The sequence below is a fragment of the Proteus sp. fly-1008 genome (assembly GCF_040140305.1).
Lineage (GTDB): Bacteria > Pseudomonadota > Gammaproteobacteria > Enterobacterales > Enterobacteriaceae > Proteus > Proteus vulgaris_B.
In genome coordinates this window covers 51898-68586 of record NZ_JBEEWH010000003.1, presented here as the reverse complement: position 1 = coordinate 68586, position 16689 = coordinate 51898, and the positions used below count along the sequence as shown (strand labels likewise).

The 16689-nt window shown below is 39.0% G+C and carries 11 protein-coding genes; 9 read left to right on the top strand and 2 right to left on the bottom strand.

The features are described from left to right. The first annotated feature begins 181 nt into the window (after positions 1-181). The 7 genes from purL (at position 182) to ABN256_RS06830 (ending at position 11553) form a co-directional block, all read left to right on the top strand. Positions 182-4072: a phosphoribosylformylglycinamidine synthase gene (purL, locus tag ABN256_RS06860; protein ID WP_197268996.1), complete on the top strand. Its 3891-nt coding sequence runs from the start codon at positions 182-184 to the stop codon at positions 4070-4072. Positions 4073-4761: 689 nt separating this feature from the next. Continuing rightward, positions 4762-6210 (top strand): sensor histidine kinase, encoded by a 1449-nt coding sequence (locus tag ABN256_RS06855; protein ID WP_072068708.1) that lies wholly within the window; start codon positions 4762-4764, stop codon positions 6208-6210. Continuing rightward, on the top strand, positions 6210-7265 hold the full coding sequence (gene qseG, locus ABN256_RS06850) for a two-component system QseEF-associated lipoprotein QseG (RefSeq protein ID WP_349439285.1): 1056 nt from the start codon (positions 6210-6212) through the stop codon (positions 7263-7265). Before ABN256_RS06855 ends, qseG begins: the two co-directional genes overlap by 1 nt. Positions 7266-7276: 11 nt before the next feature. Beyond that, positions 7277-8614 (top strand): two-component system response regulator GlrR, encoded by a 1338-nt coding sequence (gene glrR / locus ABN256_RS06845; protein WP_087803278.1) that lies wholly within the window; start codon positions 7277-7279, stop codon positions 8612-8614. 73 nt (positions 8615-8687) lie between these two features. Then, positions 8688-10304, top strand: a complete 1617-nt coding sequence (locus tag ABN256_RS06840) for an NAD+ synthase (RefSeq protein WP_197268997.1) — start codon at positions 8688-8690, stop codon at positions 10302-10304. A 15-nt stretch (positions 10305-10319) separates the two neighbouring features. After that, positions 10320-10658: a nitrogen regulatory protein P-II gene (glnB, locus tag ABN256_RS06835; protein WP_072068705.1), complete on the top strand. Its 339-nt coding sequence runs from the start codon at positions 10320-10322 to the stop codon at positions 10656-10658. A gap of 247 nt (positions 10659-10905) precedes the next feature. Beyond that, the gene (locus ABN256_RS06830) at positions 10906-11553 is read left to right on the top strand and encodes a hypothetical protein (protein ID WP_196553809.1); all 648 of its coding nucleotides are present in this window, start codon (positions 10906-10908) and stop codon (positions 11551-11553) included. A 105-nt stretch (positions 11554-11658) separates the two neighbouring features. Here the strand turns inward: ABN256_RS06830 and hmpA are convergent, their stop codons facing one another. Continuing rightward, a complete protein-coding gene (hmpA, locus tag ABN256_RS06825; protein WP_197268998.1) occupies positions 11659-12855 on the bottom strand; it encodes an NO-inducible flavohemoprotein in 1197 nt (398 codons plus the stop codon). Positions 12856-13221: 366 nt separating this feature from the next. On the opposite strand from hmpA, the gene glyA reads away from it, so the two are divergent. Both glyA and ABN256_RS06815 read left to right on the top strand, forming a co-directional pair. Beyond that, the gene (glyA, locus tag ABN256_RS06820; protein ID WP_197268999.1) at positions 13222-14475 is read left to right on the top strand and encodes a serine hydroxymethyltransferase; all 1254 of its coding nucleotides are present in this window, start codon (positions 13222-13224) and stop codon (positions 14473-14475) included. A gap of 92 nt (positions 14476-14567) precedes the next feature. After that, positions 14568-15722 (top strand): 3-phenylpropionate MFS transporter, encoded by a 1155-nt coding sequence (locus tag ABN256_RS06815; protein ID WP_072068701.1) that lies wholly within the window; start codon positions 14568-14570, stop codon positions 15720-15722. A gap of 94 nt (positions 15723-15816) precedes the next feature. On the opposite strand, the gene suhB is transcribed toward ABN256_RS06815, so the two are convergent. Beyond that, entirely contained in the window at positions 15817-16620 is an 804-nt protein-coding gene (suhB, locus tag ABN256_RS06810) for an inositol-1-monophosphatase (protein WP_023581619.1), read from the bottom strand. Positions 16621-16689: the final 69 nt, after the last annotated feature.

Below are 16689 nucleotides of genomic sequence, written 5' to 3'. Positions count from 1 at the left end.
TTGCTTAACATATTGGCAATACGCAACTTGATTACACCAATTAATCATTAAAACACACTAAGTTAAATGCCGTTATTTTGTTCACGCAAACGGTTTCGTCTGGGCGGTTATTCTATTATACTAGGCGCGTTTCCCCTGAATGATTGATCAGGCTAGCTGCTAAAAGAGAGAACTCAATACTATGGAAATCCTGCGTGGCTCCCCCGCTTTATCCGCGTTTCGTATTAATAAATTACTCACTCAATGTCAGGAAAATGACCTTCCTGTACAAGGTATATATGCGGAATTTGTTCATTTCGCAAAAGTGGAAGGGCAGTTATCTGAAGATGACCACATTAAATTAAGCCAATTATTGCATTACGGGCCTTCATTAACAGAGCATGAGCCTATTGGGGAAATGCGAGTGGTGACACCTCGCCCTGGAACGATTTCACCTTGGTCTTCTAAAGCAACAGATATTGCACATAACTGTGGTTTATCCAAGGTGATCAGAATTGAACGTGGTATCGCTTACTTTATTGAAGGCGATACGATGACAGAAACACAATGGCAACAGCTTTATGGTTTGATTCATGACCGAATGATGGAAACCATTTTCTTAAATTATCAAGATGCGAATACACTGTTTGCGGAGCAAACGCCAGCACCATTAAAAACGATAGATGTGCTTGCTAAAGGCAAAGATGCGCTTGTTAAAGCAAACATTGAAATGGGATTAGCACTTGCTGATGATGAAGTTGATTATTTAGTCGATGCTTTTAATCGTTTAGCTCGTAATCCAACTGATGTTGAACTTTATATGTTTGCACAAGCCAACTCTGAACATTGTCGCCATAAAATATTTAATGCAGATTGGATTATTGATGGTAAAGCGCAAGATAAATCATTATTTAAAATGATTAAAAATACGTTTGAGCAAACTCCTGATTATGTCATGTCAGCATATAAAGATAATGCGGCTGTTATGGAAGGATCGGTTGCTGGACGTTTTTATCCTGATGCTGAAAAAGGGCATTATCATTATCATCAAGAACCCGTACATATCTTAATGAAAGTGGAAACACATAACCATCCAACAGCAATTTCACCTTGGCCGGGAGCTGCAACAGGTTCTGGTGGTGAAATTCGAGATGAAGGTGCAACGGGGCGTGGTGCGAAACCTAAAGCGGGTTTAGTTGGATTCTCAGTATCTAACCTGCGTATTCCAGGATTTGAACAACCTTGGGAAGAAGATTTTGGTAAACCAGAACGTATTGTAAATGCATTAGATATCATGACTGAAGGACCATTAGGTGGTGCGGCATTTAATAATGAATTTGGTCGTCCTGCATTACTAGGCTATTTCAGAACTTATGAAGAACAAGTTAATAGCCATAATGGTGTTGAAATTCGCGGTTACCATAAACCAATTATGCTAGCTGGTGGCATTGGTAATATTCGTGAAGATCATGTTCAAAAAGGGGAGATCACTGTTGGCGCTAAGTTGATCGTATTAGGTGGCCCATCGATGAACATCGGTCTGGGTGGTGGCGCGGCTTCTTCTATGACTTCAGGGCAATCTGATGCAGACTTAGATTTTGCTTCTGTTCAACGTGACAATCCAGAAATGGAGCGACGTTGCCAAGAAGTTATCGATCGTTGCTGGCAGTTGGGTGACGATAACCCTATCTTATTTATTCATGATGTAGGGGCAGGAGGTCTTTCTAATGCGATGCCTGAATTAGTTAATGACGGTGGTCGTGGTGGTCGTTTTGAACTGCGTGATGTTTTAAATGATGAGCCAGGAATGAGCCCACTTGAAATCTGGTGTAATGAATCTCAAGAACGTTATGTGTTGGCAGTATCACCAGAAAAAATGCCTCTGTTTGATGCATTATGCCAGCGTGAAAGAGCACCTTATGCCGTAATTGGTGAAGCAACACAAGAGCGTGAATTAGTATTAAACGATACACACTTTGATAATAAACCTATTGATATGCCATTAGACATATTATTAGGTAAAGCACCTAAAATGTTACGTGATGTGAAATCACAAAAAACAGAAGGTGAGTATCTAGATCGTAAAGATATTAATTTAAAAGATGCAGTCTATCGAGTGCTTCATTTACCTACCGTGGCTGAAAAAACCTTCTTAATTACCATTGGTGACCGCACTGTAACAGGCATGGTTGCTCGTGATCAAATGGTTGGCCCTTGGCAAATTCCTGTTGCTAACTGTGCTGTTACCACAGCAACATTAGATAGCTATTATGGTGAGGCAATGTCTATTGGTGAACGAGCGCCAATCGCACTGTTAGATTTTGCTGCATCTGCACGTATGGCAGTTGGTGAAGCCTTAACGAATATGGCCGGTAGTGATGTACAATCACTTAATCGTATTAAGCTTTCCGCTAACTGGATGTCAGCAGCGGGGCATCCTGGTGAAGATGCTGGTTTGTATGACGCGGTGAAAGCTATTGGTGAGGAGTTATGCCCAGCGTTAGGTATCACCATTCCTGTTGGTAAAGACTCTATGTCAATGAAAACACGTTGGCAGGATAAAGATGGAAAAAATAAAGAAGTTACCTCTCCACTCTCTTTAGTCATTACTGCATTCTCTCGTGTTGAAGATGTTCGTAAAACGGTAACACCTGAATTATCGACACAATCAGGTAACCGTTTATATCTGATTGATCTGGGTAATGGACATAACGCATTAGGTGCAACAGCTTTAGCACAAGTTTATCGCCAATTAGGTCAAAAAGCCGCAGATCTTCGTAATGTAGAACAGCTAAAACAATTCTTTAATGTGATGCAACAATTGGTCAATGAAGGCAAATTGTTGGCTTATCATGATCGCTCTGATGGAGGTTTATTTGTCACTCTTGCAGAAATGGCATTTGCCGGTCACTGTGGGTTAAATGTTGATATTAGTGCTTATGATGAAGATATCTTAGCGGGACTCTTTAATGAAGAGTTAGGTGGTGTGATCCAAATTAGCGCTGAGCATCAAGATGTAGTTGAAGCATTATTTACACAATACGGTTTAGCTGATTGCTTACACTATTTAGGTCAAGCAACACAAGATGATGCCGTTATAATTCAAAGTCGTGAAACTGAAGTTTATAATGAGAAACGCAGTACGCTACGTCTTTGGTGGGCTGAAACAACATGGCAAATGCAACGTTTACGCGATAACCCTGAGTGTGCTGATGAAGAACATCAGGCAAAACAGGATATCAATGATCCGGGGTTAAACGTGCATTTAACCTTTGATCCAAGCGAAGATATTGCAGCTCCTTATATTGCAACAGGAAGTCGCCCTCGCATTGCTGTACTAAGAGAGCAAGGTGTTAACTCTCATGTTGAAATGGCGGCAGCTTTTGACCGAGCTGGTTTTGATGCTATTGACGTTCATATGAGTGATCTACATTCGTCACGACGTTCATTGAGTGATTTTGATGTGCTGGTGGCGTGCGGAGGATTCTCTTACGGTGACGTATTAGGTGCGGGCGAAGGTTGGGCTAAATCTATTCTATTCAATTCTCGTTTACGAGATGAATTTGCTCAATTCTTTGAACGACAAGATACCTTATCGCTTGGTGTCTGTAATGGTTGTCAAATGATGTCAACATTATCTGAACTTATTCCGGGGGCGGATTTATGGCCTCGTTTTGTTCGCAACCGTTCTGAACGTTTCGAAGCTCGCTTTAGTTTGGTTAAAGTGACAGAAAGCCCATCGTTATTGCTACAAGGCATGGTGGGTTCACAAATGCCTATTGCTGTTTCTCATGGGGAAGGTTTTGCAGAGTTTCGTCATGCTGAACAATTGGCACAATTAGAGAAACAAAATTTAGTGGGATTACGTTTTGTTGATAATTATGGTCAACCAACAGAACAATATCCATTAAATCCTAATGGTTCAGTAAAAGGGATCACCTCTGTTACAACAAGAGATGGACGTTCAACTATTATGATGCCTCACCCTGAACGTGTGTTTAGAACAGTCAGTAACTCTTGGCATCCAGACAACTGGGGTGAAGATAGCCCTTGGATGCGATTATTCCGTAATGCAAGGAAGCAGTTTGATTAATTAGCGGTAAATTATCTTAGGAGTCATTACATAAAGCCTCTACTTTGCGAGAGGCTTTATTGTATTGATAATAAAGGTATTATTTTTTATTGTGTAAAAATGACGACACTTAGTTATTATCTTGTCTCTTTTTGGCGACACTTAACTTGTTGAAATATAAATATTTATAAAATTTCAGGTAACTCTGTCTGGATATGGAGACAGCTTGGTTGCTTTATGACTCTCTAAAAGAGAGATGTAAATAAAATACCATGGATGTATTTTTACTTTTTGTTTATTTTCAATTGGTTAATGTTTTTATTTAAAAGTTGGCACGCGTTATGCATTATATAAATCAGTTGCTCATTCAACTTTTTATGTCGGTCCACAATATGGGTGGGAACATACCACATAAGCCAGGAATGACGCCAGAGTAAGGTGCCTACCGTCCAACATCATGATACTCGTCTTCGGACCTTATCAAACACAGGGCGACACGTGGAGTGAGGCACCACCTTCATTCTCTTTTAGAGAGAAAAGAGATGAAATCTTGACGGGCGGAATATCTCAGTAAGATATTCCGCTCTCCCACTTCTAGAGCCTGTCATATTTTCTCGCTTGTGTTTGTTATCCTCACCTGATTTTCTAATGTCGGACTTTTTTCTTGTTATCAAGTCATGTAGCATCGCATTACTCTAATAGGTGTTGAGATGATTTCATTGAAAAAGTGGCGTATTTTTCCTCGTTCTTTAAGACAGCTCGTGATAATGGCATTTTGGATGGTGCTATTACCTTTACTTGTCCTTGCTTATCAAGCTTATCAAAGTCTCGATCAATTAAGTAATCAAGCAGCAATCACTAATAAAAATGCATTGGCTGATACTGAACGCAGCGAAGTTATGCGAAATTTAGCTATTGAGATGGAAGGAAACTATCGTCGTTATTGTGTTTTACGTGATAAAACTGATGATGATATGTATCAACAACGCTATCAGCAATACACTAAACTCTTCTCAACATTACAACAAACCATAATCCCGCTTTCTTCATCTAAAGAAGCTGACGTGCTTAATTCCTCCCTTGAAAAGCTAAAGTCTATTCAGTGTGAAAGCAGTGAACCTACGAAAGACATGCAACAAGCTCTAGAGCAGTTCTCTTATGCCAATAATCGTATTGTGATGCTAACAAAAGAGATTATTTTTAGCCGTGGCGAACAGTTACAAATGGCAATTGCTGAGAAAGGACGTTATTTCGGCTGGCAGAGCCTTATTGTGTTCGTATTCAGTTTGATCCTCATCGCACTATTTACCCGAATGATCATCGGCCCTGTTAAGGGGATTGAAAAGATGATAAATCGATTGGGAGAAGGGCGAACACTTAGTAACAATTTGGATTCTTTTCAAGGACCTCGGGAGCTTCGATCGTTAGCTCAACGTATTATTTGGTTAAGTGAACGATTAGCATGGCTTGAATCACAACGGCATGAATTTTTACGTCATATTTCTCATGAGTTAAAAACGCCACTTGCTAGTATGCGAGAAGGTACAGAATTATTAGCTGATGAAGTTGCAGGTCCTTTAACGCTCGATCAAAAAGAAGTAGTTTCTATTCTTGATAATAGTAGTAAGCAGTTACAGTTATTGATTGAGCAACTACTTGATTATAACCGTAAACTTTCTGAGGTTCCTCAGCAAATTGAAGAGATCGATTTAACTCATTTAGTGAATGATGTGGTATTAGCACACAGCTTACCTGCCAGAGCGAAAGAGATTAAAACGATAATTTCACTTAATCTGACAAAATGTCGAGCAGAAGCAACATTATTATCACGAGTTATCGACAATCTCTATTCGAATGCGGTGCACTATGGTGCTGAATCAGGTAATATCTGGATCTCTAGTTATCAAGTTGAACAGAAGATAGTGATTGATATAGCCAATAAAGGAACGCCTATCCCTGAATCTGAACAAAAAATGATTTTTGAGCCCTTTTTTCAAGGTTCTTTACTACGCAAAGGTGCTGTAAAAGGAAGTGGTTTAGGTTTAAGCATTGCTCATGACTGTATCAAAAGAATGGAAGGTGAATTAAATGTTGTTCCTTCTGACTATGCCGATGTCTGTTTTCGTATTGAATTACCGCTACTTTCTGAGAATAAATAATGCAAATCAGGTCACAAATACAAGCATCTCCTCATCATGAGTATAAAAAAATAAATAAACAGATGCTTGGTACTGAACCGTTATCTATGGCTCCTGCATCAACTAGAAAGATCTCATTAAATTGGAAACAGTGTGTCTTGATTTTTATGCTTCCACTGGTTCTTTCAGGTTGTACGCCAAAGTCGCCTACTGCATCGTTAGAACCCGAGCCTGATGCACCCGTTGTTAAACAAAGAACAATTGATTACCGTTGGGCTGAATGTAAAACATTAAGCGCTTTTTATGATGAAGGCATTAATAATGCACTTTATTGGTTACGCACAATTGAATGTACGAATCGCATTATGACTACAGAAGCGCAACGCCAAGCAAATAGTGTTGTCGTTACAGGCTGGGATGATGCATTTTATAAAAGTATTTTATTAGAGCGTGCTGGTATGACGATTGCTGATCGTCGAACACAATTAGTGTTACTAGAAAGCTACAAACTACAATTTCCAAGCTCTATGCGTGTTTTATTATCGACATGGATTGAAAATCAAACACTTATTCTCTCTTTAGCAGAAGAAAAAAATCGTTATCGTCGTTTAACTACTGAAACGGACAATAGAATAGATACACTAAGAAAAGAGAATAATGCATTACAGCATGAACTAAATATCACACTGAAAAAGCTTGAAAGCCTTACTCAAATTGAAAGGCAATTATCGAATAGAAAACAAAGTGGCTCTGTTGATTCGTTATCACAAAATGAGGATTTAACGGAGAGTGTGGTAACCACATCCCCAGAAACAGAAAAAACAGTTGTTGAAAAAACGACTGAAAAGCCTACTTCTACACAATCGATAACAGAAAAGCCAAAGAGTGAGGAAAGAATACCTTCTGCAACAGCGGTTAAACCTGAGCCTTCAAATCTAGAATCTGCAAAACCTGAAGCGGTTAAACCTGAACCTTCAAAACCAGAATCTGCAAAACCTGAAGTGGTTAAATCTGAGCCTGTTAAAACTGAAATAAAAAAACAGGATGCTAAACCGACTGAAGTAGGATCTAAATAAGGAGAATGTGCATGGCTGGCCATAAATCAGCAAATCTTTTACTTGTCGATGACGATCCAGGGTTATTAAAGTTACTTGGTATGCGGTTAACAAGTGAAGGTTTTCATATCTTCACCGCTGAAAGTGGGCAAGAAGCACTAAAACTTCTCTTAAAAGAAAAAATAGACCTTGTTATTAGCGATCTGCGCATGGATGAAATGGATGGTATGGCATTGTTTGCTGAAATACAGCGCCAGCAACCCGGAATGCCAGTCATTATTTTAACTGCTCATGGCTCTATTCCTGATGCAGTCGCAGCAACACAACAAGGTGTATTTAGTTTTTTAACAAAACCCGTTGATCGGGACGCACTTTACAAGGCAATTGATGAAGCGCTGGAATTAGTGACCACAGTTTCAGATGAAGAGTGGTCTAAAGATATCGTGACACGTAGCCCACAAATGCTACGTTTATTAGAACAAGCAAAGTTAGTTGCACAATCTGATGTCAGTGTACTTATTAACGGCCAAAGTGGTACAGGTAAAGAAGTTCTTGCTCAAGCCATTCATCGTGCAAGCCCTAGAGCTAAAAAACCTTTTATAGCCATTAACTGTGGCGCCTTACCGGAACAACTTTTAGAATCTGAATTATTTGGTCATGCGAAAGGTGCTTTTACAGGAGCAGTAAGTAGTCGTGAAGGTTTATTTCAGGCGGCTGAAGGCGGTACACTGTTTTTAGATGAAATTGGCGATATGCCAATGGCATTACAAGTTAAATTATTACGTGTTTTGCAAGAGCGAAAAGTTCGCCCATTAGGAAGCAACCGTGATATTGATATTGATGTCCGTATCCTTTCAGCCACACATCGTGATTTACCTAAAGCGATGGAGCGTAATGAATTCCGTGAAGATTTGTTCTATCGTTTAAATGTGGTGAATTTACGAATTCCGACATTAAGTGAGAGAGCTGAAGATATTCCTGTTCTTGCTAACCATCTATTACGTGAATCGGCTAAACGCCATAAGCCTTTTGTCCGAAGTTTTTCTACTGATGCTATGAAGTGCTTGATGACAGCAAGTTGGCCAGGAAATGTGCGTCAATTAGTTAACGTGATTGAACAATGTGTCGCTTTAACGACAGCTCCAGTTATTAGTGAAGCTTTAGTGACACAAGCCTTGCAGGGTGAAAATACCGCTTTACCTACATTTGCTGAAGCAAGAGGGCATTTTGAAATGACTTATTTGAGAAAGTTATTGCAAATGACGAAAGGTAATGTGACTCAAGCAGCACGTATGGCAGGGCGCAATCGAACTGAGTTTTACAAATTGTTATCTCGTCATGAACTAGATGCGAATGATTTTAAAGAATAACCTTTTCAGATAATGAATATATTTTTAAACTAGCTTTCCTTTAATGCGAAAGATAGCGGAGAGACTAATTTTTATGAGTCGTAAATTAAAACTCGCAATGGCTCAACTCAATTGGGTTGTTGGCGATATAGAAGGTAACTGTGAACGCATGTTATCTACCGTTAAAGCGCAAGAAGAGGCCGATCTGGTCATGTTTTCTGAGCTGGCTTTATGCGGTTACTCTCCTGAAGATCTGCTATTTCGTCCTGATTTCCAGCAACGTTGTGAAACACAACTTACGCGTTTAGAACAAGCAAGTAAAAAAACAGCGATTGTTGTTGGACATCCTTGGTGGCAAAACGGCAAAATTTATAATGCACTCTCATTTTTCTATAAAGGTGAGTTACAAGCACGTTATTTCAAACAGCAATTACCTAATTACGGTGTGTTTGACGAAAAACGTTATTTCCAACAAGGAAATGAACGTTGTGTTGTGCCATTTAAAGGTTACCATTTAGGTTTGTTAATTTGTGAGGATATCTGGATTAATGAGCCTATCGATGCATTAAAACAAGCAGGGGCAGATCTTGTTTTATCTATTAACGCCTCGCCATATAACCGTGAAAAACCCCATGTTCGTACACAGTTAATTAAAGAGCATTGTCAAAGAACGCATCTTCCTGTGATCTATCTTAATCAAATTGGTGGTCAAGATGAGCTGGTCTTCGATGGTTGTTCTAAAGTATTTGATGAAAGAGGCACGATCACACATCGTTTAGCCGCATTTGATGAGCAAATAGCAGTTGTAGAGTTTGATGAATTAACTATCATCCCAATGGTAAATCCAGCTCCAGAACTTTCACCTTTAGCGCAAGTGTATCAAGCGTTAGTGCTTGCAACGCGTGATTATGTCACTAAAAACGGTTTTAAAGGGGCAATTCTCGGATTATCTGGGGGAATTGATTCTGGATTAACGGTTGCTATTGCGGCTGATGCATTAGGAAAAGAGAGTGTTCAAGCAGTTATGATGCCTTTTCGTTATACTTCAGAAATGAGTATTCATGATGCCAAAGAACAAGCTGATTTATTAGGTGTTGAATTCGATACGGTATCTATTGAACCAATGTTTGATGCCTTTATGGCACAGTTAGCACCAATGTTTAAAGATACTGCCGCTGATACTACAGAAGAAAATCTACAGGCTCGCTGTCGCGCGGTGATTTTGATGGCGATGTCGAATAAACGCCGTCGCTTAGTGCTCACCACAAGCAATAAAAGTGAATCCGCTGTGGGATACTCGACATTGTATGGTGATATGGCGGGGGGCTTTGATGTGTTAAAAGACGTCCCTAAAACATTAGTTTTTGAACTATCTAAATATCGTAATACACTTTCACCGGCTATTCCTCAACGTGTGATTGATAGACCACCATCAGCAGAATTGGCGCCGGGACAAACTGACCAAGATAATTTACCACCTTATGACATTCTGGACGCTATTCTTGAAGGTTATGTTGAACAGGATAAATCTGTTTCTGATTTAGTTGCTGCTGGATTTGATGAAGCAACGGTCCGTAAAGTGATAAAATTAGTCGATATTAATGAATACAAGCGACGTCAAGCCCCAGTAGGGCCACGTATTACAAGTCGTAATTTTGGTAAAGATCGCAGATACCCAATAACAAGCGGTTTTGGTCGCCACAACTGGTAATAGCAGGATAATACGATGAAAAAAATTGAAGCGATAATTAAGCCGTTTAAGTTAGATGATGTAAGAGAAGCGCTTGGTGAAGTGGGTATCACGGGGATGACCGTAACTGAAGTGAAAGGTTTTGGTCGTCAGAAAGGGCATACTGAACTTTACCGCGGTGCGGAATACATGGTTGATTTTTTACCTAAAGTAAAAATTGAAATTGTTGTTGCTGACGAAATTGTTGAAACTTGTGTAGATACCATTATGACAACAGCACAAACAGGTAAAATTGGTGACGGTAAGATTTTTGTTTTTGATGTGAGTCGTGTTATTCGTATTCGTACTGGCGAGCAAGACGAAGAAGCTATTTAATTATTTAAGTTAAATAATACATTTTATTAAAGCCTGATATTTTTTAGTCAAAATATCAGGCTTTTTCTGTTTTTGGTGCATGATTATTTTTTTATGTTTTGCCTATAGTGCTATTTATATCTTATACAAGTCAATTGATGATAATGAACAATTTATTTTACTGTTTATTATAAACTTTAAGGCACAAAATGTTATTTAATAACTTTTTAAGAAAGTTATTATCATCAATATTAAAAATCATTAAGGTATGGGCAAAATAGTGTTTAATTATTTATTAAAGCGGCTCGCTTTATTTTTATGTGCAGCAGTGCTTATCGCCATCACGACGGGATTTATTTTTCTTGATATTTTGGTGCTTGATAATGGTATTTCAGAGACATCAGTGACGGAATTAGGGCAAGAAATTATCGTTGCGATTATTAGCTTATTCTTTTTTGTTAAAGCGTGCCAAGACAGTGAACAGCGGGGAGCGTTTACTCTAATTATGGGTTTTTTTCTGTGTATTCTAATTCGTGAGTTAGATGGTGTATTTGATCAGATTGCACACGGCTCTTGGGTTTGGTTTGCCCTAACAGTGGCATTTATTAGTATTGCTATCGCGATTAGAGAAGGTAAAAAGACATTAAAAGGATTAATGCATTTTATTACCCATCCAAGTCACGGAATGTTAGTTGCAGGTCTATTATGTATTTTGTTGTTTTCTCGCCTATTTGGGATGGGGATATTGTGGCATAAATTATTAGGTGAAGATTATAATCGTGCGGTTAAAAATATGGTAGAAGAGGGCAGCGAATTATTTGGTTATACACTCTGTCTAATTAGTGTTATTTGGTACGGCTTTTCTGCTAAAGATCATGTTATTCCCACTGCAATTGAAAATAAATATCAACCATAAAACAACATGATATAAATAACAAAAGCGCTGATAAATGTAATTCTATCAGCGCTTTTTATTTAATTTATTTTAAAGCTTAGTTTTAATGGTTTGATTATTTATTGATTATAAATCTTGCAGAATAACAGCATGAGGGCCAAAACATTCATAATGAAGTTTTTCACTATTAACGCCTAATTCAATAAGCTGTTTGGCAATAGATTGCATAAAAGGTAATGGCCCACAAAAATAGAAATGCATATCAGGAATATTTATCCAATTTTCAACTTGTTTTAATGTCATTAAGCCTTCAAATTGATAATCTTTATCTTGTACATCTTCAGGCCGTGGTGTGCGATACCAAACCGCTTGTTGATAATGTGGAAGTTTACTACTGACTTGATGAACTTCACCTTTAAAGGCATGAACACCACCATGTTCAGCAGCATGTAACCAATTAACATTGGCTTGATGAGCAGAAAGGGTGTGTAACATTGATAACATGGGTGTTAAACCTACACCCGCTGAAATTAATGTAACAGGTGTTGTTGGTGATACCTCTAAATAGAAATCTCCCCCTGGTGCGGCGACTTGTAAAGTATCTCCTTCTTGAATATGGTCATGAAGAAAATTCGATAAAATACCTTTCTCTTCGCGTTTGACTGCGATGCGGTATGTTTTATTATTTGAAGATTGAGTTAATGAATATTGACGTATTTCTTGGTTTTCAAGACGTTCATCGCGGATATAAAGGCTTAAATATTGTCCAGCTTGATAAGGTGTAACATCAAGGCCGTCTTCAGGAGCTAATTCAAAGCTGGTAATAACATCACTTTGTTTTACTTTATGTGTGACTTTAAAAGCTCGTAGCCCTCTCCAACCACCACTTGTTTGTTCTTTTTGTTGATAGATTTGTTCTTCACGATTAATAAAGACATCCGCTAACACTTGGTAAGCGGCGCCCCAAGCGTCTAACACTTCTTGCCCTGGGTTAAACATTTCATCAATTGTGGCCAATAAATTTTCACCTACGATGGGGTAATGCTCAGGAAGAATATTTAAACTGACGTGTTTTTGTGCGATTTTTTCGACTGCAGGTAAAATTGTAGGTAAATTTTCAATATTGATTGCATAAGCGCATATCGCATTAAATAAGGCTTCACGTTGGGCACCACTACTTTGGTGGCTCATGGTAAAGATATCTTTTAGCTCAGGATGACGAGAGAACATTCGATCATAAAAATGTGCGGTTAATGCAGGGCCTGTTTTAGCAATAAGAGGAATTGTTGATTTAATTGTCGCGATAGTTTGTGCATCTAACATAATTGCTCCTGAAAAATTTTCAGTTTATTGTGAATTTTTATAAATTGCATTTTATATGCAACTTATCTCTTTTTGATTATTTTGTAAATAACTGTTTTTATTTTTTAACAAAAAATCTCAAATCTTAGAGAATGATGCGGGGTGTTTGCATAATAAGGCGTGATGTACCTCAAAAAGAGGAATAAGCACAGGATAAAATGAGGTTGTTAAAAAGTAATAAGGTGCTGTTATAATTGGGTGGCAAACGATTGCGTATTTTTTCATTAGGGGCTATCTCAATGAAGAAAAAGAGTTTACACTGTATGCCATTCTTTCTCCCGTATGGGAGTTTGTCTTTAGTGAAGTTAGCTGAGTCAGGAGATCTGAATGTTAAAACGTGAAATGAATATTGCTGATTACGATCCAGAGTTATGGAATGCAATGGAAGGTGAAGTGACTCGTCAAGAAGAGCACATCGAACTTATTGCTTCTGAAAACTATACCAGTCCTCGTGTTATGCAGGCGCAGGGATCTCAGCTGACAAATAAATATGCTGAAGGCTATCCGGGTAAACGTTACTACGGTGGTTGTGAGTATGTGGATGTTGTAGAGCAACTGGCAATCGATCGTGCAAAAGCATTATTTGGTGCTGACTATGCTAACGTACAACCTCACTCAGGTTCACAAGCGAATGCCGCTGTTTATATGGCATTACTAAAACCGGGTGATACTGTTTTAGGTATGAACTTAGCACAAGGCGGCCACTTGACTCATGGTTCACCAGTTAACTTCTCTGGTAAACTATATAATATCGTACCTTATGGTATTGATGAATCAGGTAAAATTGATTACGAAGATATCGCTATTCAAGCTAAAAAACATCAACCAAAAATGATTATTGGTGGCTTCTCTGCCTATTCTGGTTTGGTTGATTGGGCAAAAATGCGTGAAATCGCTGATAGCATTGGTGCTTACCTGTTTGTTGATATGGCGCACGTTGCGGGTATGATTGCTGCGGGTGTTTATCCTAACCCTGTTCCTCATGCTCACGTTGTTACGACAACAACGCATAAAACATTAGCTGGCCCACGTGGTGGTCTTATCCTAGCTAAAGGTGGAGATGAAGAGTTCTACAAAAAACTGAACTCAGCAGTGTTCCCTGGCTCTCAAGGTGGCCCTTTAATGCACGTTATCGCGGGCAAAGCGGTTGCATTAAAAGAAGCAATGGAACCAGAGTTTAAAGTTTATCAGCAACAAGTTGCTAAAAACGCGAAAGCAATGGTAGACGTTTTCTTAGATCGCGGTTATAAAGTAGTGTCTGGCGGAACTGAAAACCACCTGTTTTTATTAGACTTAGTTGATAAAGACATTACAGGTAAAGATGCGGATGCAGCGCTCGGTCGTGCAAATATCACTGTTAACAAAAACAGTGTGCCAAATGATCCACGTAGCCCATTTGTTACTTCTGGTGTTCGTATTGGTTCTCCAGCAATTACACGTCGTGGTTTTAAAGAAGCAGAAGCTCGTGATTTAGCCGGTTGGATGTGTGATGTCCTTGATAATATCAATGATGAAGCGAACATTGAGAAAGTGAAACAAAAAGTCTTGGATATCTGCGCTAAATTTCCAGTTTACGCATAAGTTTGTAACGATATAATAAAACCCGTTGTACAAGCCCGCTTCGAGAACTTGTTCTTGGCGGGTTTTTTTGCATCTTAAAAATGGGGGATTGGATGGTTATTCCATCAACACTGTGGCTTGCCTTAGATTATTTTACGTATTTCTTCTCGTACGGTATCTTTTTACCTTTTTGGTCAATATGGCTAAAAGGAGAGGGTGTCGATCCTGCAATGATAGGTCTGTTATTAGGTGTAGGTTTAACTGCACGTTTTGTCGGTAGCCTCATCTTAACGCCTGCAGTAAAAGATCCATCAAAACTTATCACTGCATTACGACTATTCGCCTTTCTCTCATTACTCTTTACTGTTGCATTTATGATGGGCAGCCATTGGGCATGGTTATTCTTTGTGATGACTGGATTTAACGTATTCTTTTCACCTATGGTGCCTTTAGGGGATTCCTTGGCTGGAACTTGGCAAAAACAGTTCCCCTTTGATTATGGAAAAATCCGCGTTTGGGGCTCTATTGCTTTTATTATTAGTTCATCATTGTTAGGGATTTTAATTGATGCTTTTGGGCATCCCATTATTCTTTATGGGTTGATTGCCAGTACTCTTGCATTATTCCTTACATCGATGCTTCGTCCTAAAGTCATGCCTCAAGGTAAGGTAAAAAAAGCAAAACACAGTAATGTGTCTTTTATGAAACTCATTTCTGATGGGCCTGTTTGGCGCTTTTTGTTATGTGTTTCTCTATTGCAAGGCGCGCATGCGGCCTATTATGGTTTTAGCGCGCTTTATTGGGAAAAAGCAGGATATGACACTGCAACAATTGGCTATCTTTGGTCATTAGGTGTGGTATCTGAAGTCATCGTTTTTATGCTTAGTCACCGTTTATTCCGCCGGTGGAGTGCAAGGGATCTGCTGTTACTTTCTGCTTTTGCTGGGCTTTTACGTTGGGGATTAATGGGGAGTTTTACCGCATTACCTGCACTTATTGTCGTTCAAATCTTACATAGTGGTACGTTTACAGTATGTCATTTGGCTGCAATGCGTTTTATTAGTGCCCGTCAAGAACACGAAATTATTCGTCTGCAAGCTGTGTATTCTGCTTTAGCAATGGGAGGAAGCATAGCCATTATGACGATTATATCGGGCTGGCTATATGAAAAACTCCCAAATCAAGAATCATTGATCTTCTGGTTAATGGCTGCGTTAACGATCCCAGCGATGTTTATCAGACCTAAAGTCAAACCTCAAAATAGTTAACAACTAAAAACATATAGACAATAAAAAAGACCATAACTTGATGGTCTTTTTCTTTTATACAGTTATACAGCCGCCATTATAGGTATCGACACAATTAACGTTTTAATGCATCCGTTAATTCGCTACGAATTTCAGCTAATAATGCTCTAACGACACGTGGGTTACCAGCAACAATATTACCTGTTTGGAGATAGCCGTGGTTACCAGTAAAGTCAGAAACGATAGCACCTGCTTCACGAGCAATTAACTCACCACCTAAGAAATCCCAAGGTTTTAAGCCAATTTCAAAGAAACCATCAACACGGCCAGCGGCAACATAAGCTAAATCTAATGCAGCTGAGCCTGTACGACGGAAATCAGCACAAGGAACAAACAGTTTACCTAACATGTTCATATAAGCGGCTGAATGTTGTTTGCTTTTGAATGGAAAACCAGTAGCAAGAACAGCACCATCTAAATCACGGGCATTAGAGCCACGCAGACGATAACCATTTAATTGAGCGCCTTGACCGCGAACAGCTGAAAATAACTCGTTACGCATAGGATCATAAACAACTGCCACTTCAGTACGGCCTTTAATGCGTACAGCGATAGAAACAGAGAAGTGTGGAAGACGTTTAATGAAGTTAGTCGTGCCATCAAGTGGATCAATAACCCATTGTATGTCGTGATCTTCACCGAGTAACTCGCCACTTTCTTCCGTAATAATGGTGTGTTTTGGATAAGACTTACGGATGATTTCAATGATTGCTTGTTCTGCGTCACGGTCAACATTAGTGACAAAATCATTGGTACCTTTCTGATTAGTTTCTACAGATTCAGGATTTTCGTAATTTTTGGCGATTAAATTACCAGCCTTACGTGCGGCACGTATGGCAATATTCAGCATCGGATGCATGGTTATCTTCCACAAGATGTTAAAGAACGGGGATAAAAAACGTGCGAGAGTATAACAGGCATTCGTGTT